Consider the following 21,124-nt stretch of genomic DNA (forward strand, 5'->3'; position numbering starts at 1 on the left):
GCCTGGTTAGGTGTTCAGCAGCATCGGCTGGAGCGAGATGATGATCTTGCTCGTCGCCGCCCTCGTGATCCTCGGACCGGAGCGACTGCCCGGCGCGGTTCGCTGGACCACGCGCAGTCTGCGTCAGGTGCGCGACTACGCCAGCGGCGCGACCTCGCAGCTCAAGGACGAGCTCGGCCCGGAGTTCGAGGACTTGCGCAAGCCGCTGGCCGACCTGAACGAGTTGCGCGGCATGAGCCCGCGCTCGATGGTGACCAAACACCTTCTCAATGGCGACGATTCGATCTTCCGCAATATGGAGGACGCACTGCCGGACAAGAAGGACATCTACGGCACGAACAGCGGCATGCCGGACTATCCGATGCCCAAGCTGGAAAAGCCGTTGGAGCGCAACGAACGTCCCCCGATCGACACCGACGCCACCTGAGTTCACCGGCCGTGCGGACTGCCCCGGGCAACGTTGCCGGACTGTCATTCTCCGATAAAAGTCGGCACGAACGCGTCACGAGAAGGCCGCAGTGTCAACCGAACTAGACACTTTGGCCTGTCCAGCTGTCTAGACTTCCCACATGTCGGCCGATGACGTGGCGCGCGTTTTCGCGATCGAAGACAAGGTCGAGCGATTGAAGGCGGCCACCGATGGTGTGGCTGCGGCCCAGCAGACCATCAACGAGCTCACCAGGATCCGCCGTGCGGTGATCAGGGAGCTCCACGCCGAAGGCTGGACATTCGCCAGAATCGGTGCGGCAGCCGGGCTTTCCCGCGCTCGAATCCATCAGGTGAGTACCCAGGGTCCCGCACCGGAGGGCTTGTTCTTCGGGCACGGGACGCTCACGGTGCTGGTGCCGGAGGTACGGGCGGGCCGAGTGATCGGCGCCCCGGATCCCGCGGCGCCGCATCGGCTCGTCGAGCTACTACGCGAGCTGGGTTTCACCGCATCGATCGAACACTTCCTACCCGGTAGACCGGTCGACCTGAACCGGGACGGTCTCATCGTGCTCGGCGGGCCGGAGCTCTCGCCCAGCGTGCGGCAGCTGATCGCGGCCGATCCGCGGCTGCGGCGCGCGGTGGCCAGGGCGGGCGACGCCAGGCGCGGCATCGAGGACCGGGCCGCGCGGCGGGTGTATCGACCCGGTGGACCCGACCCCCATGACATCGCCTACCTGGCACGACTGCCACGTCCGGACGGCCGTGGCAGCGTGCTCATGATCGACGGCATGCACCCACCGGGCTCGCTCGGTGCCATCCGTTTGCTCGCCACCCGGCTGGCCACCCTGCACGAACGAGCGAGCACCCACCTGTTCTCAGTGCTGGTCGCCTGCCGGTTCGACCGGGCGACCGGCGAACCGCTGGAAGCCGAGCTACTCACGCCGGTCTACCGCCACGACCCCGAAACCCGTTTGCCCGCACCGGGTATCCGTCGCTGATTTCCGCTGGCAGTCGAGCCGGCGCAGAGCGCAGCCGATGACAACCGTGACCGAATTGTGTCACAGGTCACTCGGGTCTTCCCTTAGGCGAATCGCGGTGCGATGCTTGAATAGCTAGAAGATAACTATGCGTGATAGGTGAGCTCTGATGAGTGTTGAACGTTCGATGGCGGCCAGCTCCGCGCCCACGGTCCGGACGGCGCGACGGCAGCCGGTCGAGCAGGCACCGACCGCCACCGTCGACGCGGCCGATCCGATCGTCACGACCCATCGGGTCACCTACAGCGACCGGCTGAAATTGTTCATCGGCACCGGTGAGAGCATCGACAACTTCCTGCGCCCGCTGCGCAGACTGGACGGCCACCACCGCTTCTCGGTCCAGCTGACCCGCCTGCCCGCGCCGATGCGCCCCGCCGACATCACCCCCGCGATCAGCTCCGCACCCGGCCAGAACTACCTGCGCTGCACCGGCTCGGCCGACGCGCTGATCCTGGAGTTGCACACCCTCGTCGACGGCGCGGCGCGCCGGTGTGTCGTCGGCCGTGCGGGCAGCCGCGACGGCGAGCCCGGCATCTGCGTGCAGGTTCCGGAGAGCATGCCCGCTCCGTGGATCTACCCGGACGAGGTCTTCACCGCCGAGGACGCGGCCGAGATCTTCGCGGGCTACTTCCACACCGGCACGGTCCCACCCGGCCTCGCACTCCGCGAAACGGCCGAATGATGCGTGTCCCGAGGAGGCAGTGATGAATCCGCTCGCCATCGCCGGCGGCGCCCTCTTGGCGCTCGGCCTGCTCATCCTGATCGTCACCATGCTGCGCCGACCGGCCAAGTCGCCGGAACACCTCACCGTCGCCGCGCTGCAACGGCGACTCGCCGAGGAGGACGCTCCGGCGCCCGACGAGACGGCCGAACGCCTGGTCGCGCCCGAGATGGAGCACGCGAGCGCGCAGCAACGGGAGTCCTGAGCCGCGCGCACGGACGAATAGCTTTCGAGTAGCTAGGCTCGAGGTAGCCGGTCTACTCCGGCGTGCCGGCTCGAGAGAGGATCCGTGCTGATGCGCGCAATGCTCGAGCAGTTGATAGCCCTCGCCGGGCAGGGGCCGGTGGCCCTGGCTCGGGTGGTGGATACGACCGGCCCCGGGCCGCGCGAAACGGGGGCCGCGATGATCGTCACCGGCTCCGGTGAGATCGTCGGTTCACTGTCGGGCGGTTGTGTGGAGGCCGCGGTCGTCGAGACGGCGCGTCAGGTGCTGGCCACCGGCCAAGCGGTGACCGACCGGTTCGGCTATGCCGACGGCGACGGTCTCGCGGTCGGATTGACCTGTGGCGGCGAGATCGAGGTCTTCGTCGAACAGGTGGGACCGGAACACCTCCCGATGCTGTCGGAGTTGCACCGGCGGATCACCGACGGCAGCCCCGTCGCGCTGGCCACCCGGCTGGACGCGACGGCGGAATGGAAGTTGTCGCACACCGGCTCGACCGAGCCGTGGCACGGCGTCGATCGCGACGTGCTCGCGCTGCTTGCCGCGGGCCACAGCGGCGTGGTGGGTGCCGACGAATGTGAGGCCGACGCCTCACCACGCCCGCGAGTTTTCGTGCAGGTCTTCGCCACACCCGCGCGGATGATCCTGGCCGGGGCCAATGATTTCGTGCGCGCCCTCAGCCGTACCGGGCGCCAACTCGGCTACCGGGTCACCGTCGTCGATGCCCGCGAAACGTTCGCCACCCCGGCACGTTTCCCGTCCGCGCACGAGGTCGTAGTGGACTGGCCGCACCGGTACCTGCGCACCGAGCACGAGGCGGGGCGCATCGACGGGCGCACCGTGGTCTGTGTACTCACCCACGACACCAAGTTCGACGTGCCGACCATCGTGGCGGCGTTGAGTATCGACGACATCGCGTTCGTCGGGGCCCTCGGTTCCCGCCGCACGCACGCCGAACGCACCGATCGATTACGTGCGGCCGGCGTCACCGAAAGCAGCCTCGCCCGGCTGAAAAGCCCACTCGGCCTCGACCTCAACGCCCGCACCCCGGACGAGACCGCCATCTCCATCGCCGCCCAGATCCTCGCCGACCGCGGCAACGCCTCAGCCCGCCCCTTGGACCGCACCGACGGCCCCATCCACCGCTGACCCGCACCCCGCAGTCAGCAAAGGGCGCACCCCTTCTCAGGGCCTGCACCGCTTGCGGGCCGCCCGAGACGGTGCGGACCCAACAAAGAGTGCAGCGCCCAAGTTGCACCCTTTCTCGGGACCTGCACTGCTTGTGGACGTCGGAGGCGGTGCGGATCCCGAGAGGGGGTTCGGCTCAGAGCAGGTGTTCGATGCGCAGCGGTATGTCGCGGATGGTGCGGCCGGTGGCGTGGTGCACGGCGTTGACGATGGCGGCGGCGGCACCGATCATGCCGAGTTCGCCGATGCCTTTGACGCCCAACGGGTTCACCACCGTGTCGTCGACCGGCACGAAGGAGATGTCGACCTCGGGGGCGTCGGCGTTGACCGGTAGCAGGTATTCCAGCAGTGACGCATTGGCCCAGCGACCGTCCCTGGGGTCGGGCAGGCTCGCCTCCATCAGGGCTTGGGACAGGCCCCAGTTCATGCCGCCCAGCACCTGGCTGCGCGCCAGCTTCACGTTGAGCACCCGGCCGGGCGCGAAGGCGCCGACCATCCGGCGGACCCGGACGAGGCCGAGTTCCGGATCCACCGCGACCTCCGCGAACTGGGCGCCGAAGCTCATCTTCGCGTAGCCCGACGGGGTGGTGTCGGGCCGCCAGCTGCCGGTGGTCTCGATATCCGAAAGATGGTTGCGCTCCAGCACTTCGGCGTAGGCATCGCACACCGAGGGGTCGTCGATCAGCCGCAGCACGCCCGCGACGCCTTCGATCTCATCGGGCGTCCGGCCGCGCAGCGGCGAGTCGATGTCGGCGACCGCGATCTCGATGAGCTGGGCGAGCAGCTGGGTGCAGGTGGTGTGCACCGCGGCGCTGACCGCGCTGGCGCCGATCGAGCCGACGGTGGCCGCGATATTCGGGTAGTCGGTGTTGCCGATCTCGAAGCGGATGCGGTCGAACGGCATGCCCATCGCGTCGCAGGCGACCTGGGACATGACGGTCGCGACACCGGTGCCGAACTCCTGGGTGCCGGTCTGCACGACCAGTGAGCCGTCCGAACGCAATCGGGCGTGGGCGCGTTGCGGTTGGCCCGGTTCGTACACCGGGTAGCCCGCGGTGCCGACGCCCCAGCCGATCAGCCAGTTGCCGTCGGTGCGTGACCCGGGGGTCTGGTCACGGCCGTCCCAGCCGAAGCGTTCGGCGGCCAGCCGCAGGCAGTCGAGGTAACCGTCCGAGCTCCACGGGTTTCCGCTCTCCGGGTCGACGGCGGCGTGGTTGCGCAGCCGCAGTTCCACCGGGTCGACACCGAGCTGTTCGGCGAGTTCGTCGATGGCACATTCCAGCGCGATCATGCCGGACGCCTCGCCCGGCCCGCGCATGAAGGTCGGCGTCATCGTATTGCCCTTGATCAGCCGATACTGCCCCTCCCAGTGCGGGATTCCGTACGCCTTGCTCGCCACCTCCAGCGACGGCTCGGCCCAGTCGTCGAAATGCGAAGTGACGGAGAGCTTGTGGTGCCGCAGCCCGGTGAATCGGCCGTCGGCGTCACAGACCAGGGTGACGCGCTGCTCCTGCTCTTCCCGTAATCCGGTGCCGTAGAACATCTGCTCGCGGTTCAGGATCACCCGGATCGGCCTGCCCAGCTCGCGCGCGATCAGCGGGGCGAGCGTGACGTGCGGCCACATCAGGGCTTTGGCGCCGAACCCGCCGCCGACGTAATCGGCGACAACCCGCACCTTGCTCGGCGAGATGCCGAGGTGAGCCGCGATGGTCAGCTGGCTGGCCACGATGCCCTGGGTAGCGTCGTAGACGGTGACCGAATCCCCGTTCCACATCGCGGCGGTGACCGAGCATTCGATCGGATTGTGGTGGTTGGCGGCGAAGCGGAAGGTCGCGTCGACGGTGTGCGCGGCGGCCGCGCTCGCGCTCGCGAAGTCACCGCGCGACTGGGACGCGGGGACAAAGCCGGCGAAGATGCTGTCGGGCAGGTATTGCTCGGCGCGTCCATCGTCCAACTGCACCAGTGCGGGTTTCGCATCGTAGGTGGCCTCGACCAGCCGGGCGGCCTGCTGGGCGACCTCGAAAGTGTCCGCGACCACGACGGCGATCGGCTGGCCGAAGTAGTGGATCGTGGTGTCCTGCATGGGAAAGAAGGTCTGCCCGGGCGAGGGCTGGCCGAACAGCGACGGCATCAGCGGCACCGACGGGACCCGCGGCAGGTTCTCGTGGGTGAGCACCGCCACCGCGCCGGCACGCAACGCGTGGCTGACATCGATGGATGTCACTGTGCCGCTGCCGATCTCGGCCCCGACGATAACGCCGTAGGCGGCGTTCGGCATCGGGATCTCGGCGGTATACCTCGCGGCGCCGGTGACCTTGGCGTGTCCGTCGATCCGGTCGAGGCCCTGGCCGACGAGCTTCGGGGCGGTGGGTGCACTCATTTCCGGCCTCCCCGCTGCGAGATCTGCGCGGTGACGGTCTCCAGCGTGCGCACCATGGTGCGCTGTGCCAGTTCGATTTTGAACCGGTTCATCTCGTGGCTGCTGTCGGCGGCCGCGAGCTCGGTGGCCGCGGCGGCCGCGAAGTTCTCCTTGGTGGCGGGCTTGCCGATGAGCAGCGCCTCGGCCATCTTGGCGCGCCACGGCTTGGTCGCCACGCCGCCGAGGCCGATGCGGACATCGCGCACCACACCGTCGGTCAGCTCGAGCGCCACGGCCGCGGAAGCGGCGGCGAACTCATAGGATTCGCGGTCGCGCACCTTCAGATAGTGCGAGTTCCGCGCGAAAGGCAAGGGCGGCACGTCGATTCGGACGATCAGCTCGTCGGCGGTGATCGGATGTTCGAGATGCGGTGTGTCGCCGGGTAAGAGGAAGAAGTCGTCGAAGGCGATGGCGCGGGTGCCGCGTGGTCCCTGCACCTGGACGACAGCGTCGAGGGCGGTCAGCGGGATGGCCATATCGGAGGGGTGCATGGCGAAACAGTGCTCGCTGGTGCCCAATACGGCATTGCCGCGGTGCAGCCCCTCCTGCGCGCCGCACCCGCTCCCCGGGTCGCGTTTGTTGCAGGCGTAGGCGATATCGCGGAACTGCGGGCAGCGCACCCGCTGCATCAGATTGCCGCCCATCGAGGCCATGTTGCGGATCTGCGCGGACGCGCCCTTCGCCAGCGCGATGGACAGGAACGGAAAGCGTTCTACCACACCGGGATCGGCGGCGACCTCACTCATCCGGACCATCGCGCCGATGCGCAGGCCACCGTCGGGGCGGTGCTCCAGGTCGGTGAGCGGCAACCGGTTGATGTCGACGACGTTGTCCGGTTCCATCGCGCCGATCCGCAGCATGTCCACCAAAGTGGTGCCGCCGGCGAGGAATACGGTGTTCGGGCGGGCGGTCACCGCGGCGAGCGCCTGGTCGACCGTCTCGGCGCGGGCGAAGGCGATGGGCTTCATCGGGTCTCCCCCAGCTCGGCCTCTGCGCTCTTTATCGCGTCCCTGATGTTCTGATAGGCGGCGCAGCGGCAGATATTGCCGCTCATCCATTCGGCGATCTCCGCGTCGCTGCCGGTGTGGCCCTCTTCGATGCATTTGATCGCCGACATGATCTGTCCCGGCGTGCAGTACCCGCATTGGAAACCGTCGCAGCTGATGAACGCGCGCTGCACCGGGTGCAGTTCCTCCCCCTCCGCGACGCCCTCGATCGTGGTGACCTCGCGCCCCTCCACGCTCAATGCCAAGGTGAGGCACGACAATTCGCGCTTACCGTCGACCCATACCGTGCACGCTCCGCATGCACCCTGGTCGCACCCCTTCTTGGTGCCGGTGAGCCGGAGGTATTCACGCAAAGCGTCGAGCAAACTGACTCTCGGCTCCAATGCCACCGGGAAAACGTGACCGTTCACCCGCAATGTCGCCAGCGTGTAATCGGGACCGGCAAACTCTGGTTGCCGGGTGTCCTGCTTGGGTAGCTCACCAATAGTCATCGACGTATCTCCTGCTCATGAGCGTGCGATGGACGCAACACCGTGAAGTACAGAAAGCGAACGTAAGACCATCCCCACCCTAGCGTCCGATCAGCTAACGCGCTGGGCAAAATCGTGAATGCGCCGATCGCATCCGTTGTCAGCGCAGGTGATTGGGCGAAAAGCAGTGAACCCGAGCGCCGACGGCACCCGGGTTCACTGATCAGGCTGTGCTCAGGCCGCTACCCACGCGGGGCGCAGCGTATTCATCGGCGGCCGATCGGCCAGCGACACCTCGGTGCTGTGCGCGGTGAAGGCGTCGCCGATCAGCGGGAACTGGGTGAGCGCGGCGCCGGAGTCCTGCACGCCGCTGCGGCCGAGCACGGTGCCCAGGATCTGCCTGCTCATCACGCCGAGATCGGCCAGCGGGCGGTTGCGGTGCGTGCGCACCCCCAGGTTCACCTGCCCGATCGCGGACAGGCCGAGCTGGTCGTAGGTATCGAGCAGCAAGCCGATCTCCACGCCGTAGCCCGGCGCGAACGGCACCGCGGTGAGCAGCTCACGACTGCCCGCGTATTCGCCGCCGAGCGGCTGCAACACCTGCGAGAGTTCGGGGCGCAACGCGGCGAGCAGCGGGCGGGCTACGAGCTCGGTGACCCGGCCGCCGCCGTGCGCGTCCACCGCGCCGCCCTGCCGCAGCGGCCTGCGGTAGTAGGCCTTGACCAGGTGCATGTCGTCGACGGTGAGCAGCGGGCCGAGCAGTTTCGGCACGAAGGCGGGATCGGGGTCGATCAGGTCGGAGTCGACGAAGGCGATCAGATCACCACTGGTGACCGCCAGCGAACGCCACAGCACCTCGCCCTTGCCGGGTACCGGGTCCAGTTCGGGTACCGCCTGCTCCCGGGTGATCACCTCGGCGCCCGCGGCGGCGGCCCGCTCGGCGGTGGCATCGGTCGAGCCGGAATCGAGCACGACCAGCTCGTCGACCAGGGTGCCGAGCAGCGGCATGATGCTGGCCACCACGTCGGCGACGGTGTCTTCCTCGTTCAGGGCGGGCAGCACCACCGATACGGTGCGGCCTGCCTTGGCGGCGACGAGTTCGTCGACCGTCCAGTCGGGGGTGTCCCAGGTATTCGTCGTCGCCCAGTGGGGCTCGCGGTGGTGGAATTTCATACCAAACCTCGCAGGGTGCGTGCTGGGGGCCGGATGCCTTGGATCGCGGCGATCATGTCCACCACCCGCCGGGTCGCGGCGACTTCGTGGACGCGGAAGACTCTGGCGCCTGCGGCGGCCGACCATGCTGTTGCTGCCAATGTGCCCTCCAGCCGTTCGGAAAGATCGACACCTAGAGTCTCCCCGATGAAATCCTTGTTGCTGAGTGCCATCAGGACTGGCCACCCGGTATTTACAAGAACGTCCACTCCGCGCAACAACTCGAGCCCGTGGTAAGTGTTCTTGCCGAAATCATGGGTCGGATCGATCAGAATCGAATCCTTGCGCACACCGGCGGCCGCCGCGTTTTCGGCCGCCCGCACCACGGTGTCGGTGACTTCGGCCACGATATCGGCGTAGCGAACCCGATGCGGACGGGTGCGCGGCACCGCACCACCGGTATGGCTGCACACGATTCCGACGCCCTGCTCGGCAGCCACCCGCACCAGATCCGGGTCGGCGCCGGACCAGGTGTCGTTGATCAGGTCGGCACCCGCCTGGACCGCGGCCAGCGCCACCTCGGCCCGCCAGGTGTCGATGCTGATCAATAGCTCGGGGTATTTCGCGCGAATGGCCGCGACGAACGGGATCACCCGCCGCGCTTCCTCGACCGCGTCGACCAGCGAGCCGGGGCCCGCCTTCACGCCGCCGATATCGACCAGATCCGCACCTTCGTCCACCGCGCGGGCCACGGCGTCCATGGCCGCCGCGTCGGTGAAGGTGGCGCCTTTGTCATAGAACGAATCGGGCGTGCGATTCACGATCGCCATCACCAGCGCCCGATCGGTCGCCACCGGCTTGCCGCACAGCGAGGGAAGCGGCTCCGCGGTGGTGCTGAACATCCTCCGACTGTACCGACCGGTGTGCGAGCGGTACCGCGCCAGCAGGGTTGTCAGTTCTTCGGGGCGCGGCCCGCGGCTACATCCTCGGCGTAGTCGTCGTAGGCGGGGACGTAGCCGTCGGAGCGGCCCGCCAGGACGTACAGGGTGCCGTCGCCGGCTGCGGCGTAGCCCTGCTTGCGCAGTTCGACCTTGCGGCTCTTGAAGGTGGAGGTCTGCTCCAGCTCGTCGACCACGCGGATGAACAGCGGGACGGCGTAGCCGGGTAGCTGCCGGTAGGCCAGCTCGGCGATCGCCTTGCCGTCGAACTCCGCGTCCGGGCTCAGCGTCACCGCGGCCATGCCCGCCTTACCGTCGGTGCCCGGCACATCTACGCCGTAGACGACCGCCTCGGCGATCGCGTCGGATCGGGTCAGCGCGCCCTCCACCTCGGTGGTCGCGACGTTCTCGCCCTTCCAGCGGAAGGTGTCGCCGAGGCGGTCCACGAACGCGATGTGATGCCAGCCCTGGTCGCGGACCAGATCGCCGGTGTCGAACCAGACGTCGCCCGGCTGGAAACCGTCGCGCAGCAGCTTGGCCTCGGAGGCTTCCTTGTCGGTGTAGCCGTCGAACGGCGAGCGGTCGGTCACCTTGGACAGCAGCAGCCCGACGTGGCCGGTGCCGACCTTGTGCAGCCGACCATTGTTGTCGCGCTTGGCTTTTCCGGTCTCTTCGTCGTACTGGACCACCGCGTACGGCAGCGGTCCGAAGCCCGCGGTGCGGTCCACGCTGAACGCGTTGATGAAGGCGACATTCGCCTCGCTGGCGCTGTAGAACTCGACGATCCGGTTGATGCCGAACCGCTGCTTGAACTCGTCCCACAGTTCCGGGCGCAGCCCGTTGCCGACCGCGAGCCGGATCCGGTGCTGCCGATCGGTCGGCTTGGCGGGCTGGTTCAGCAGATACCGGCACAGCTCACCGATGTAGATGAAGGCCGTGGCCTCCTCGCGGATCACCTCGTCCCAGAACCGCGACACCGAGAACTGCCTGCCGAGCGCCAAGGTACCGCCGGCGCACACCACCGCCGACAGCGCGACGGTCAGCGCGTTGTTGTGATAGAGCGGCAGGCAGGAGTACAGAGTGTCGTTGCCGTGCAGGCGAATTCCGAGGCCGCCGAGGCCCGCCATGCTCTTGGTCCAGCGCAGGTGCGTCATCACGCTGGCCTTCGGCAGACCGGTGGTGCCCGAGGTGAAGATCAGGAAAGCCCGCTCCTTGGCGGTGATCTCGGCGCACACCGGCGGATCGGTGGCCGCCGCCGACTCGGCGGCGACCTGCAAGTCGTTGGCGGACAACGTATTCGCGAGCGGCTCGGACAGCGAATCCAGCGCCTCCTTGCATTCCTCGCCGATCACATTGAGCACGCTGTTCAGCAGCCCGAAGCTGTGCGCGAGTACGTGGTCGCGCTGATTGTGGTTGAGCAGGCCGACCGTGGCGCCGAGTTTCACCGAAGCCAGCACCACGAACAAGGTTTCGGGCCGGTTGGTCATCAGCACACCGACCACGTCGCCGCGCCCGACACCGTGCTCGGCGAGCACGGACGCGTAGCGGTTCGCCGCGGCATTGGCCGCGCCGTAGGTGTAGGTGGTGCCCTCGAAACGCAGGAACGGGCGGTCCGGGTGACGATGTGCGGTGCGCTGAAAGTACAGCCCGACAGAGGATTTGTCGTCCGGCTTCACCAGCATGCCCGTCGCGTTGCGCAGCATGCCCGGTGCGTCGAGCGCCATCGCGGGTAGGTGTCTGGCCAGGTCCAGCAGGCTCACACGGTCACTCACTTGCCATGCTCCTCATCAGGAAGGTCGCGCTCGCGCCTCCAGCGCCGCGAAGGCCGACGGTAGATCGGTGACCACGGTGATGCGGTCCATGGCGGGCTGGGGGACGAATTTACGGTCGTGCAGTTCGTCGAGCCACTGAAAAAGGCCTCGGTAGAAGCCATTCGGGTCCAACAACACCACGGGTTTATTGTGCTGTCCCAGATAGCCTCCGGTCCAGGTTTCGAAGAACTCCTCGAGCGTGCCGATGCCGCCGGGCAGCGTAAGGAAGGCGTCGGCGCGGTCCTCCATGGTCTGCTTGCGCTGGCGCATGGTATCGGTGACGATCAGCTCGTCGGCGTCGACATCGGCGACCTCCCGGTGCACCAGGTGTTTCGGGATGACGCCGACGGTGTTCGCGCCGCCCGCCCGTGCCGCGATCGCCACCTCGCCCATCATCGAGACATTGCCGCCGCCGGACACCAATTGCCAACCGCGCCGGGCGATCTCGGCGCCGACCTGGGCGGCCAGCGCGAGGTAGACGGGATCCACGGTGCTCGCGGAGCAGTAGACACAGATCGCGTACGGCTGCACTGGCTCGGTCACCACTGATCCTCCGTGCCCAGCGCATCCTCCGCGCCGTTCACCTCCGCGTTGGCGAGGATGATCTGCACGACGTCTTCGACGCTGTCGGTCACGTGGATCAGGTCGAGATCACCGGGCGAGATCTTGCCGGAACCGCCGAGCGAGTCGCGCAGCCAATCGACCAGGCCGGACCAGTACCTGCTGCCGAACAGGATGATCGGGAAGCGGGTGATCTTGCGGGTCTGCACCAGGGTGAGCGCCTCGAACAGCTCGTCCAGGGTGCCGAAGCCGCCGGGCAGGCAGATGAACGCCTCGGAGTACTTGACGAACATCGTCTTGCGGACGAAGAAGTAGCGGAAGTTGATGCCCAGATCGACCCAGTCGTTGAGGCTCTGCTCGAACGGCAGCTCGATGCCGAGACCGATCGAGTAACCGCCCGCCTCGCACGCACCCCGGTTGGCCGCCTCCATCGCGCCCGGCCCGCCGCCGGTGATCACCGCGAAGCCCGCCTTGGCCAGTGCGGCGCCGATCGCCCGCCCCGCCTGGTACTCCGGGTGATCGGGTCCGGTACGCGCCGAGCCGAAGACGGTGACCGCGCGCGGCACCTCGGCGAGCGCGCCGAACCCCTCGACGAACTCGGCTTGGATGCGCAGCACGCGCCACGGGTCGGTGTGCACCCAATCGGTGTCGCCGCGCCGATCCAGCAAATTCCGGTCGGCAGTGCCGATACCGTCCTTGCGGTCGCGGCGGAACATGACTGGCCCGCGGAACTTGGCTGTCGACTTCGGCTTGTTGGCAACCTCGCGGTCAGCGGCGTCAGTGGACATGCCGATCACGCTACCGGGCGGGGAGCAACGCAACTGCCGGGAGCCGAGAAGTCGTCCCACGTTCAGTAACCAGCCCCGCCCGCGAGACAGACCCGCAACCTGCGGGCCGGCAAGGTTTCGCGATCCGCGCTGCCTGCGAGCCGACTGCGAGCGGTGCCGGTGTCCGCGGCTGACTACTGGACCGCGTTGTCACGGGCCCGGGTGCCCGACGCGTGGCTCAGGTCAGCGGCGCAATGGCCACGGCCGATCAGTCCGTTCGACCGCCGGTGAGGTAGGTCCGCAACATGGCGGTGACGGCGGTGATCTGGTCGACGGGCACGTGTTCGTCGCGTTTGTGGGCGAGGTTGGGGTCGCCGGGGCCGAAGTTCACGGCGGGGATGCCGCGGGCGGCGAACCGGGAGACGTCGGTCCAGCCGTATTTGGCGCGCACTCCGCCGCCGCCGTGGCTGTTCACCGAGGCGATCAGGTCCTTGGCGGCCGGGGCGGTCAGGCCGGGCAGCGCGCCGGGTGCGGCGTCGGTGACCTCGAAGGTCAGCTCGAGCCCGGTGAAGACCTCGCGGACGTGCTCGATGGCCTGGGCGACCGTGCGATCCGGGGCGAAGCGGAAGTTCACGTCCACCTCGGCGGCGTCGGGCACCACGTTGCCGGCGACCCCGCCGAACACACGCACCGCGGACAAGCCCTCGCGGTAGACGCACCCGTCGATGTCGACCTCGCGGGCCCGATAGTCGGCCAGCCGCTGCAAGATCGGCGCCAGGCGGTGAATCGCGTTGTCGCCCAGCCAGGCTCGCGCCGAATGCGCGCGGATCCCGGCGGTGGAAAGCCGAACCCGCAGCGTCCCTTGGCAACCCGCCTCGATCCAGCCGCCGGACGGTTCGCCGAGCACGGCGAGGTCGCCAGCGAGCCACTCCGGCAGGTCACGCTCGATATGCCCGAGCCCGTTGAACTCCGAGGCGATCTCCTCGCAGTCGTAGAAGATCAGCGTCAGGTCGTGCACCGGTTCGGCGACCGTCGCGGCCAGGTGCAGGAACACCGCGTCGCCGGACTTCATATCGACCGATCCGCACCCGTACAGCACCCGCTCCCCCGCCGCGTTCACCGTGAAGTGCCCGGGCACGTTGTCGGCGATCGGCACGGTGTCGAGATGCCCGGCCAGCACGACCCGCGTCGGCAGCCCCCGATGCGTGCGCGCCAGCACCACGTTGCCGTGCCGCAGCACCTCGAACCCACTGGTCTGCTCCCGCAGCGCCTGCTCGACGAGGTCGGTGATCACCGCCTCGTCCCGCGAAACACTCGGGATATCGACGAGAGCGGCGGTCAGCGTAATCGGGTCGGCCCGCAGGTCAATGGTCACCTATCCACCCTACGACCGCCGCACCCGCGACGGCACCGCCGCGCGTCCTTGTCGTCTGTCGCGCGCAGTGGAGTGCGGCACATGGGCGGGAGCGGGGTCACCGCTGGTGACGATGGGTCGGTAACCTCTGTGGACGTGAGTACTCAGGGAGCAGCTGCAGTCGGTATTGCCAATGTGACCGCGGACGGGACCGTCCTGGACACCTGGTACCCGAGTCCGGAACTCGGCGAGTTCGCCGAGACGGGGACCAAGCGGCTGGACGACGCACCCGCGGAGTACGCGGCGCTGCTCGGTTTCGACGAGGCGCGCGGCGTCGATGTGGTCGCGGTGCGCACGACGATCGCCGACCTGTCCGCCGCGCCGGTCGACGCGCACGACGTCTACCTGCGGCTGCACCTGCTCTCGCACCGGCTGGTCCGGCCGCACGGGGTGAGCCTGGACGGTCAGTTCGGGCTGCTGAGCAACGTGGTGTGGACCAATCACGGCCCGGCGGCGGTGGAAGGTTTCGAGACCACCCGCGCCAAGCTGCGCGCCCGCGGTCCAGTGACCGTGTACAGCGTCGACAAGTTCCCGCGCATGGTCGACTACGTCCTGCCCTCCGGTGTGCGCATCGGCGACGCCGACCGGGTCCGCCTCGGCGCGCACCTCGCCTCCGGCACCACGGTCATGCACGAGGGCTTCGTGAACTTCAACGCAGGCACCCTCGGCAACTCGATGGTCGAGGGGCGGATCTCGGCGGGCGTCGTGGTCGGCGACGGCTCCGACATCGGCGGCGGCTCCTCCACCATGGGCACCCTCTCCGGCGGCGGCACCACCGTCATCTCCATCGGCGAGCGCTCCCTGCTCGGCGCCAACTCCGGCCTCGGCATCCCGCTCGGCGACGACTGCGTGGTGGAGGCAGGCCTCTACCTGACCGCAGGCACCAAGGTCAGCACCCCGGACGGCACCCTCGTCAAGGCCGCCGAATTCAGCGGCCAGAACAACCTGCTGTTCCGCCGCAACTCCGTCTCCGGCGCGGTAGAGGTGGTGCCCCGCAAGGGAACCGGCATCGAACTCAACGCCGCCCTGCACGCCAACGACTGAATTCGCCGCGCAGGTCAGGTGAGGCGCTTCTTCTGCACCTTGCCCATGGCGTTGCGGGGCAGGGAGTCGACCACGCGGATCTCCCGGGGGCGTTTGTGGACCGAGAGTTGTTCCGCGACATGGGCGATCAGGTCTTGCTCGATCGAATCCGGTGCGCTGCCGCGTAGTACGACGAAGGCGACGATGCGTTGGCCGAGGTCGGGGTCGGGGATGCCGACGACCGCGGCCTCGGCGACCTCGGAGTGGCCGAGCAGCACGGTCTCCACTTCGCCGGCACCGATGCGGTAACCACCGGACTTGATGAGGTCCACCGATTCCCGGCCGACGATGCGGTGGAAGCCGTCCGGATCGATCGCCGCGACATCGCCGGTCTTGAACCAGCCGTCCTCGGTCCAGCTGTCGGCGGTGGCGTCGGGCCGGTTGAGGTATCCGTCGAAGAGCATCGGGCCGGAAACCTGGAGCCCGCCGATACTTTCGCCGTCGTGCGCGACGTCGGCGCCGGACTCGTCGCGCAGCCGGGTCCGTACACCCTGCACCGGGGTACCGACCCAACCGGGACGGCGCTCACCATCGGCGCGGGTGGACAGCGTGATCATGGTTTCGCTCATGCCGTACCGCTCGATCGGCGCGTGTCCGGTGAGTTCGCGCAACCGCTCGAACACCGGAACCGGCAACGGTGCGCTGCCGGAGACGAGTAGCCGGGCAGCGGCCAATTGCTTTGCGGCTTCAGGGTCTTCGACGATCCGCGACCACACCGTCGGCACCCCGAAGTACAGCGTGCCCGGCGCGGCGGCATACGCCTGCGGGGTCGGCCTGCCGGTGTGCACGAGCGGGCTACCGACCCGCAGCGGGCCGAGCACCCCGAGGATCAGTCCGTGCACGTGGAACAGCGGAAGCCCGTGTACCAGTACATCGTTCGCGGTCCAGGCCCACGCGTCGGCGAGCGCGTCCAACCCGGCCGCGATGGCGCCGCGGCTGAGCACAACACCTTTCGGCAGGCCGGTCGTCCCGGACGTGTAGAGCACGAAAGCTGTTGTCGCGGCGTCTGGTTCGGGGTAGGTATGCCACGACCTGGCGTGCACCCGCACCGGCACGACCGGCAACTCGCTACCCGCAGGGGCCTTTCCGAGCCAGGCCTGCGCTCCCGAGTCGGCCAGGATGTGCGCGAGTTCCGCAGTGCCCGAATCCGGCGGCACCGGAACCACGGTCACGCCGGCGATCAGGCAGCCGACCACCGCGAGCACCGTGGTCACCGTCGGCTCGGCGAGCACCGCGACCCGATCGGCCCTGGCCACGCGTTCGGCGACCGAGGTCGCGGCGCCGAGCAGATCGCTGCGCGACAGCGTCACCCCGTCGATGGTGACGGCATCCGGGATATCCGCACCGCTGGCGACGGCGAGCGGGTGCAGGGAACTGAGCAGCAAGGGCGGACCGAACGACATGCGCCCAAACTACTTCCCGCACCTCGCCGCGCTCCCGGAACCTCGGCCGATCCCCTGCAAATAACCGTCGATGTGACGGTTGACACAGCAGATGAGGCGGTGAGACAGTTGCTGCATAGCCTTCTCAATGAGACAGGGGTCAACGATGACCAGGCCACTTCGCGCACCGACGCACGACACCGCACCGCCGGACGAGCTCGACCTCACGCAGTTCATCGACGGCATCGCCGGCCTGCTCGGTGGGGCCGCGAACGTCATCATGCAGCTCAGCACCCGGCCGGTCGGCTACGGCGTCCTGGAGAGCACCGTCGACAGCGGAAACGTCATGCTGCACCCGGTCAAGCGGCTGCGCACCACCATCACCTATCTCGCCGTCGCCATGCTGGGCACGGACGCCGAGCGAGCCGACTACCGCGACGCCGTCAACCGCTCCCACCGCCCGGTGCATTCGACCGCGTCGAGCCCGGTGCGCTACAACGCCTTCGATCCCGACCTGCAACTGTGGGTGGCCGCCTGCTTGTACTGGGGTGCGCAGGACACCTATACGCGGCTGCACGGGCCGATGGACGAGGCGACCGCCGACGCCTTCTATCGGCACAGCGCCCGCCTCGGCACCACCTTGCAGGTGCGCCCGGACATGTGGCCCGCCGACCGGAAAGCCTTTGCCGCCTACTGGGATCGGCATCTGGCCATGACCACGATCGATCCGCCGATCCGCGAGTATTTCCACGATCTGGTCGATCTGAAGATGCTGCCGCTACCGCTGCGGCTGCCGTTCGCGCGGATCCACCGCTTCTTCGTCACCGGTCTTCTCCCCGAACATCTCCGCGACCAGATGGGTTTCACCTGGTCCGCGCGCGAGGACCGCGCCCTCGCGCACATCCTGCGCAGCCTCGGCACCGCGGAGACGTTGCTTCCCCGCCCGGCCCGATTGTTCCCGGTCAACGCCTACCTGCTCGACTTCCGCCTCCGCCGCAAGCTCGGTCTGCGCCTGGTGTAGCCCTTCCGGCACAAATCCGCCGAACCCACGCATGTCCTGCCGCTATTTCAGCGTCGAGCAGTGTTATCTCGATAAAGACGGGCATTCGGCACAAAGGGGACGCGGCTAGGAGGACTCGTGAACCGTGGGACCATCGCGGTGCTCGCCATTGCACTCTGTTTCGCTTTTCACCCACCCACCGCCGGTGCGAAACCGTTCGAGCCCGACCTGGTGCCGCCGCGCACCGCCCTCTCGTTCCGCACCGTGGCAGGCGGCAGCGACTGGAGCACCCCGAACGAGCACGAGTCCCGCGCGGCACTGTCGCTGGTCAAGCTCTACCTGGCCGACTACGCCCTACGCCACGGCGACGGCGCGGAGCACGACCGCGAACTCGCCGAGCAGATGATCCGCTACTCCGACGACGGAGCCGCGAGCGCGATCGAGGCCAAGTATCCGCAGGCGATCGAGGCGATTGCGGCCGAATACGAGCTGTCCGATACGCAGTCCTTCGGCGAGTGGGGCCTGGCCGCCACGAGCACCGCGGACGTGGCCGACTTCCTGATCATGAAACTGCGCACCGACCCGGGATCGCCGATCTTCGAATGGATGGCCGCAGCGGGCGCCACGGCCACCGACGGGACCGAACAGGATTGGGGCACCGCCCGCTGGCCGTTCGTGCGCGGCACCAAGTGGGGCTGGTCGGATATCGGCCCGCCCGACGTCGCCTCCGCCTCGTACGGCACCGGCTTCGTTGTGGTCGCGCACACCCACGGCACCGCCGCCGAACAGACCCTCGACCTGATGGCCGCGTTTCCGATGGCCACGGTCGGCATGCTCGTCGCCGAGTAGCTCCGCCGACCCGACCGATCGCTATGCGGCAGAAGGGGTTTCAGGGCACCCGGAACGACACCACCACGTGGTCGCGCGCGAACTGCCGGATCGCTGCGTCGTCGTGCAGCGGGATCACGGTCTGCGGCGTCAGCGCCAGCGACAACGCGGTGCGCGCGATCATCTCCGCCAGCGGCTCCGGGTCGTAGGCGGGCAGCTTGCCCTCCTGCTGCAACCGGGCGATGAACTCGGCCACGTAGTCCCGGCCGAGTTCGAGGACCGGCGCGCCCTTGGTGGTGAGATACGGCAGCACCAGCTCGGGTTCGGTCGCCAGCAGCCGGTGCACGAGCCGGTTGTTCCGCAGGCCGCTGATGAACGCGGCGAACAGCTCGATGATCTGCTCCTGCGCGTCGGCGTCGCGGTCGACCTGCCGTTGCAGGGCGGCGTCGACCTCCTCGACGAACTCGCGCGTCTGCCGCAACCCGACCGCCTCGATCAGATCGGACTTGCTGGCGAAGCGGCGATACAGCGTGGCCAGCGAGAGACCGCAGCGCCGGGCCACCTCGACCATGCTCGTGCGCTTGATGCCGAAGTCCAGAAAGGCCAGCATCGCGGCGTCGAGCACGCGGGCTTGATTGCGGTCTTCCGGACCGGCGCTCCGCACCATCGGCAGCAGTCTGCTCAGCCTCGCCATGTCTGCCAGCCTATCCGGATCGCCGAAACGATGACACAAGAACCATTGCAGCGCATCATTGACACAGCCGACGAGGCAATGAGAAGGTGAGTTAAGAACCTTCTCATCCGTTCGCCCGCCTGCGGCGCGTTCGGCCACCGAAAGATGAGGTCAACGATGACCGCACCGCTGCGCACCCCCGCGCACGACCCGGTTCCGCAGCTCGCCGAGCCCCTCACGCCGACCAGCGTCGAGCAGTACATGGACGGCCTCGCGGCCTTCCTCGGCGGCACCGCCAACGTGATCATGCAGCTGAGCCTGCGCCCGGTCGGCCGCGGCGTGCTGGAGAGCACCGTGGACAGCGGCAAGGTCACCCTGCACCCGGTCAAGCGGTTGCGCACCACACTGACCTACATCGCCGTCGCGATGATGGGCTCGGACGAGGAACGCGCGGCCTACCGCGAGGCGGTCAACCGCTCGCACCGCCCCATCCGCTCCGGCCCGCAGAGCCCGGTCAAGTACAACGCCTTCGACCCGAAACTGCAGTTGTGGGTAGCGGGCACGATCTACTGGGGCATCGACGACCTCTACACCCGCATGCACGGACCGCTGGATCCGGCGGCCGCCGAGGCGCTCTACCAGTACTGCGCGCGACTCGGCACCACGCTGCAGATGCGGCCGGAGATGTGGCCCGCCAGCCGCGCCGAGTTCTTCCCGTGGTGGGAGCAGACCCTGGCGCAGCACCGCATCGAGCCCGCCCTGCGCGACTACTTCGACGGCCTCATCGACCTCGAAATGATGCCGCGCCCAGTCCGATTCACCTTCGCCAAGCTGCAGCGGTTCATCGTGGCCGGGCTGCTGCCGCAGCATGTGCGCGACGAGATGCGGATGACCTGGTCCGAACGCGACCAAGCTCGCTTCGATCGGTTGCTGCGAGGGATCTCCGTCGTACACAACCGGCTGCCGAAGCAGGCGCGGCTGTTTCCGTTGAATATCTACCTGTTCGACCTGCGCAGGCGGATGCGACTGGGCAAGCCACTGGTGTAAGAACTTTCGGCTTTCAGGACTTGCTGACGAGAGCGCGCAGGAAAAACGCGAGGTTGGCGGGCCGCTCGGCCAGCCGCCTGGTCAGGTAGCCGTACCACTGGCTGCCGTAGGGCACATAGACCCGCACCGCGCTGCCCGCGGCAGCCAACCGCAGTTGCTCGGGAGCGCGGATGCCGTACAGCATCTGGTACTCGAAACGATCTGCGCCTCGGCCGCTTTCCGCCGCGAGGTCCGCGGCGGCGGCGATCGGCACCGGGTCGTGCGAGGCAACCATCGGATAACCCTCGCCGCGCATGAGCACGTCGAGGCAGCGCAGATACGAGTCGGTCACCTCGCCGGCGCGCTGGAAGGCGACCTCGGGCGGTTCCCGATAAGCACCCTTGCACAACCGGATTCGCGATCCAGACCCGGACAACTCGCGGCAGTCCGACTCGGTCCGGTGCAGGTAGGCCTGCAAAACCGCACCGAGCCAGGGGAACTCGCCCCGCAGCTCCCGCACGGTAGCCAGCGTGGCCGCGGTGGTGGTGTGGTCTTCGGCGTCGACGGTCACCCACACATCGGCCTGCGCGGCCTTGGTGCACAAGATGCGCAGGTTCTCCGTGGCGATCGCCGGACCGTCCACCGGCAAGGCCTGGCCCAGCGCGGACAGCTTTACCGACACCTCTACCGGCGGCACCGCGATCCCCGGCAGGACAGGCCGGTCCAGCGCGGCCAAATCATTGATCAGCGACAGATATTCGGCCACTGTGGCGTCGGCCTGGTTCCGGTCGGTGGTGTTCTCCCCGAGGAAGTCCACACTCACCATCCGCCCGCTGTTCAACAGTGTCCGCGCCACCCCGATCAGGTCGATGCGCGTCTCCCCCGCCACGAACCGCCGCACGATATCGGCGGTGACCGGAATGCCGGTGAGCGCCCGCTTCAACCGCGGCGACTCCGCCGCGGCGAGGATGAGGGGGCGCAGCGGATTCACGTCG

21 protein-coding genes are annotated in these 21,124 nt (G+C 68.2%); 9 read left to right on the forward strand and 12 right to left on the reverse strand.

Annotated elements, in window-relative coordinates:
* The first annotated feature begins 10 nt into the window (after positions 1–10).
* The 5 genes from tatB (at position 11) to IBX18_RS27200 (ending at position 3,559) form a co-directional block, all read left to right on the forward strand.
* Entirely contained in the window at positions 11–427 is a 417-nt protein-coding gene (tatB, locus tag IBX18_RS27180; protein ID WP_107659109.1) for a Sec-independent protein translocase protein TatB, read from the forward strand.
* 142 nt (positions 428–569) lie between these two features.
* Positions 570–1,427 carry a hypothetical protein gene (locus IBX18_RS27185; protein WP_135233149.1) on the forward strand — a complete coding sequence of 286 codons (858 nt, stop codon included), beginning with the start codon at positions 570–572 and terminating at the stop codon, positions 1,425–1,427.
* A 148-nt stretch (positions 1,428–1,575) separates the two neighbouring features.
* Positions 1,576–2,148 carry a hypothetical protein gene (locus IBX18_RS27190; RefSeq protein ID WP_194836329.1) on the forward strand — a complete coding sequence of 191 codons (573 nt, stop codon included), beginning with the start codon at positions 1,576–1,578 and terminating at the stop codon, positions 2,146–2,148.
* 22 nt (positions 2,149–2,170) lie between these two features.
* Entirely contained in the window at positions 2,171–2,392 is a 222-nt protein-coding gene (locus IBX18_RS27195; RefSeq protein WP_194836330.1) for a hypothetical protein, read from the forward strand.
* Positions 2,393–2,482: 90 nt separating this feature from the next.
* Complete coding sequence (locus tag IBX18_RS27200) at positions 2,483–3,559, forward strand: XdhC family protein (RefSeq protein ID WP_194836331.1); 1,077 nt, start codon at positions 2,483–2,485, stop codon at positions 3,557–3,559.
* A 175-nt stretch (positions 3,560–3,734) separates the two neighbouring features.
* On the opposite strand, the gene IBX18_RS27205 is transcribed toward IBX18_RS27200, so the two are convergent.
* From IBX18_RS27205 to dapE, 9 genes are all read right to left on the reverse strand, one after another.
* On the reverse strand, positions 3,735–5,978 hold the full coding sequence (locus IBX18_RS27205) for a xanthine dehydrogenase family protein molybdopterin-binding subunit (protein ID WP_194836332.1): 2,244 nt from the start codon (positions 5,976–5,978) through the stop codon (positions 3,735–3,737).
* Positions 5,975–6,985, reverse strand: coding sequence for a xanthine dehydrogenase family protein subunit M (locus tag IBX18_RS27210; RefSeq protein ID WP_194836333.1), 1,011 nt, complete (start codon positions 6,983–6,985; stop codon positions 5,975–5,977). Before IBX18_RS27210 ends, IBX18_RS27205 begins: the two co-directional genes overlap by 4 nt.
* A complete protein-coding gene (locus IBX18_RS27215) occupies positions 6,982–7,515 on the reverse strand; it encodes a (2Fe-2S)-binding protein (protein WP_370465380.1) in 534 nt (177 codons plus the stop codon). Before IBX18_RS27215 ends, IBX18_RS27210 begins: the two co-directional genes overlap by 4 nt.
* 213 nt (positions 7,516–7,728) lie before the next feature.
* Entirely contained in the window at positions 7,729–8,667 is a 939-nt protein-coding gene (locus IBX18_RS27220) for a glucosyl-3-phosphoglycerate synthase (protein WP_186818664.1), read from the reverse strand.
* Positions 8,664–9,548, reverse strand: coding sequence for a dihydropteroate synthase (gene folP, locus IBX18_RS27225; RefSeq protein WP_194836334.1), 885 nt, complete (start codon positions 9,546–9,548; stop codon positions 8,664–8,666). Before folP ends, IBX18_RS27220 begins: the two co-directional genes overlap by 4 nt.
* 50 nt (positions 9,549–9,598) lie before the next feature.
* The gene (locus tag IBX18_RS27230) at positions 9,599–11,356 is read right to left on the reverse strand and encodes a long-chain-acyl-CoA synthetase (protein WP_306796440.1); all 1,758 of its coding nucleotides are present in this window, start codon (positions 11,354–11,356) and stop codon (positions 9,599–9,601) included.
* 15 nt (positions 11,357–11,371) lie between these two features.
* On the reverse strand, positions 11,372–11,941 hold the full coding sequence (locus IBX18_RS27235; protein ID WP_194836335.1) for a TIGR00730 family Rossman fold protein: 570 nt from the start codon (positions 11,939–11,941) through the stop codon (positions 11,372–11,374).
* Positions 11,935–12,744, reverse strand: coding sequence for a TIGR00730 family Rossman fold protein (locus IBX18_RS27240; RefSeq protein ID WP_194836336.1), 810 nt, complete (start codon positions 12,742–12,744; stop codon positions 11,935–11,937). Before IBX18_RS27240 ends, IBX18_RS27235 begins: the two co-directional genes overlap by 7 nt.
* A gap of 247 nt (positions 12,745–12,991) precedes the next feature.
* Positions 12,992–14,098, reverse strand: coding sequence for a succinyl-diaminopimelate desuccinylase (gene dapE, locus IBX18_RS27245; protein WP_147137393.1), 1,107 nt, complete (start codon positions 14,096–14,098; stop codon positions 12,992–12,994).
* A 135-nt stretch (positions 14,099–14,233) separates the two neighbouring features.
* Between dapE and dapD the strand changes: the two genes are divergently transcribed.
* Positions 14,234–15,181, forward strand: coding sequence for a 2,3,4,5-tetrahydropyridine-2,6-dicarboxylate N-succinyltransferase (dapD, locus tag IBX18_RS27250; RefSeq protein ID WP_194836337.1), 948 nt, complete (start codon positions 14,234–14,236; stop codon positions 15,179–15,181).
* A gap of 14 nt (positions 15,182–15,195) precedes the next feature.
* Here the strand turns inward: dapD and IBX18_RS27255 are convergent, their stop codons facing one another.
* Positions 15,196–16,623: an acyl-CoA synthetase gene (locus IBX18_RS27255; RefSeq protein WP_194836338.1), complete on the reverse strand. Its 1,428-nt coding sequence runs from the start codon at positions 16,621–16,623 to the stop codon at positions 15,196–15,198.
* 145 nt (positions 16,624–16,768) lie between these two features.
* Between IBX18_RS27255 and IBX18_RS27260 the strand changes: the two genes are divergently transcribed.
* Together IBX18_RS27260 and IBX18_RS27265 are read left to right on the forward strand one after the other, a co-directional pair.
* On the forward strand, positions 16,769–17,623 hold the full coding sequence (locus IBX18_RS27260; protein WP_194836339.1) for an oxygenase MpaB family protein: 855 nt from the start codon (positions 16,769–16,771) through the stop codon (positions 17,621–17,623).
* A 117-nt stretch (positions 17,624–17,740) separates the two neighbouring features.
* Positions 17,741–18,451, forward strand: a complete 711-nt coding sequence (locus tag IBX18_RS27265; protein ID WP_194836340.1) for a hypothetical protein — start codon at positions 17,741–17,743, stop codon at positions 18,449–18,451.
* 40 nt (positions 18,452–18,491) lie between these two features.
* On the opposite strand, the gene IBX18_RS27270 is transcribed toward IBX18_RS27265, so the two are convergent.
* The gene (locus IBX18_RS27270) at positions 18,492–19,124 is read right to left on the reverse strand and encodes a TetR/AcrR family transcriptional regulator (RefSeq protein WP_194836341.1); all 633 of its coding nucleotides are present in this window, start codon (positions 19,122–19,124) and stop codon (positions 18,492–18,494) included.
* A 156-nt stretch (positions 19,125–19,280) separates the two neighbouring features.
* Between IBX18_RS27270 and IBX18_RS27275 the strand changes: the two genes are divergently transcribed.
* On the forward strand, positions 19,281–20,150 hold the full coding sequence (locus tag IBX18_RS27275; RefSeq protein WP_194836342.1) for an oxygenase MpaB family protein: 870 nt from the start codon (positions 19,281–19,283) through the stop codon (positions 20,148–20,150).
* A gap of 13 nt (positions 20,151–20,163) precedes the next feature.
* Here the strand turns inward: IBX18_RS27275 and IBX18_RS27280 are convergent, their stop codons facing one another.
* Positions 20,164–21,120: a proline dehydrogenase family protein gene (locus IBX18_RS27280; protein ID WP_194836517.1), complete on the reverse strand. Its 957-nt coding sequence runs from the start codon at positions 21,118–21,120 to the stop codon at positions 20,164–20,166.
* Positions 21,121–21,124: the final 4 nt, after the last annotated feature.

Source organism: Nocardia sp. XZ_19_369, assembly GCF_015355715.1.
GTDB lineage: Bacteria > Actinomycetota > Actinomycetes > Mycobacteriales > Mycobacteriaceae > Nocardia.

Bases quoted from the DNA above. Each gene is read 5' to 3' on its own strand.
- IBX18_RS27200 (WP_194836331.1), top strand. From the start codon at position 2,483: ATGCGCGCAATGCTCGAGCAGTTGATAGCCCTCGCCGGGCAGGGGCCG.
- IBX18_RS27220 (WP_186818664.1), bottom strand. From the start codon at position 8,667: ATGAAATTCCACCACCGCGAGCCCCACTGGGCGACGACGAATACCTGG.
- IBX18_RS27185 (WP_135233149.1), top strand. From the start codon at position 570: ATGTCGGCCGATGACGTGGCGCGCGTTTTCGCGATCGAAGACAAGGTC.
- IBX18_RS27260 (WP_194836339.1), top strand. From the start codon at position 16,769: ATGACCAGGCCACTTCGCGCACCGACGCACGACACCGCACCGCCGGAC.
- IBX18_RS27190 (WP_194836329.1), top strand. From the start codon at position 1,576: ATGAGTGTTGAACGTTCGATGGCGGCCAGCTCCGCGCCCACGGTCCGG.
- IBX18_RS27210 (WP_194836333.1), bottom strand. From the start codon at position 6,985: ATGAAGCCCATCGCCTTCGCCCGCGCCGAGACGGTCGACCAGGCGCTC.
- IBX18_RS27275 (WP_194836342.1), top strand. From the start codon at position 19,281: ATGACCGCACCGCTGCGCACCCCCGCGCACGACCCGGTTCCGCAGCTC.
- IBX18_RS27255 (WP_194836338.1), bottom strand. From the start codon at position 16,623: ATGTCGTTCGGTCCGCCCTTGCTGCTCAGTTCCCTGCACCCGCTCGCC.
- IBX18_RS27240 (WP_194836336.1), bottom strand. From the start codon at position 12,744: ATGTCCACTGACGCCGCTGACCGCGAGGTTGCCAACAAGCCGAAGTCG.
- IBX18_RS27195 (WP_194836330.1), top strand. From the start codon at position 2,171: ATGAATCCGCTCGCCATCGCCGGCGGCGCCCTCTTGGCGCTCGGCCTG.
- IBX18_RS27215 (WP_370465380.1), bottom strand. From the start codon at position 7,515: ATGACTATTGGTGAGCTACCCAAGCAGGACACCCGGCAACCAGAGTTT.
- IBX18_RS27270 (WP_194836341.1), bottom strand. From the start codon at position 19,124: ATGGCGAGGCTGAGCAGACTGCTGCCGATGGTGCGGAGCGCCGGTCCG.
- IBX18_RS27205 (WP_194836332.1), bottom strand. From the start codon at position 5,978: ATGAGTGCACCCACCGCCCCGAAGCTCGTCGGCCAGGGCCTCGACCGG.
- folP (WP_194836334.1), bottom strand. From the start codon at position 9,548: ATGTTCAGCACCACCGCGGAGCCGCTTCCCTCGCTGTGCGGCAAGCCG.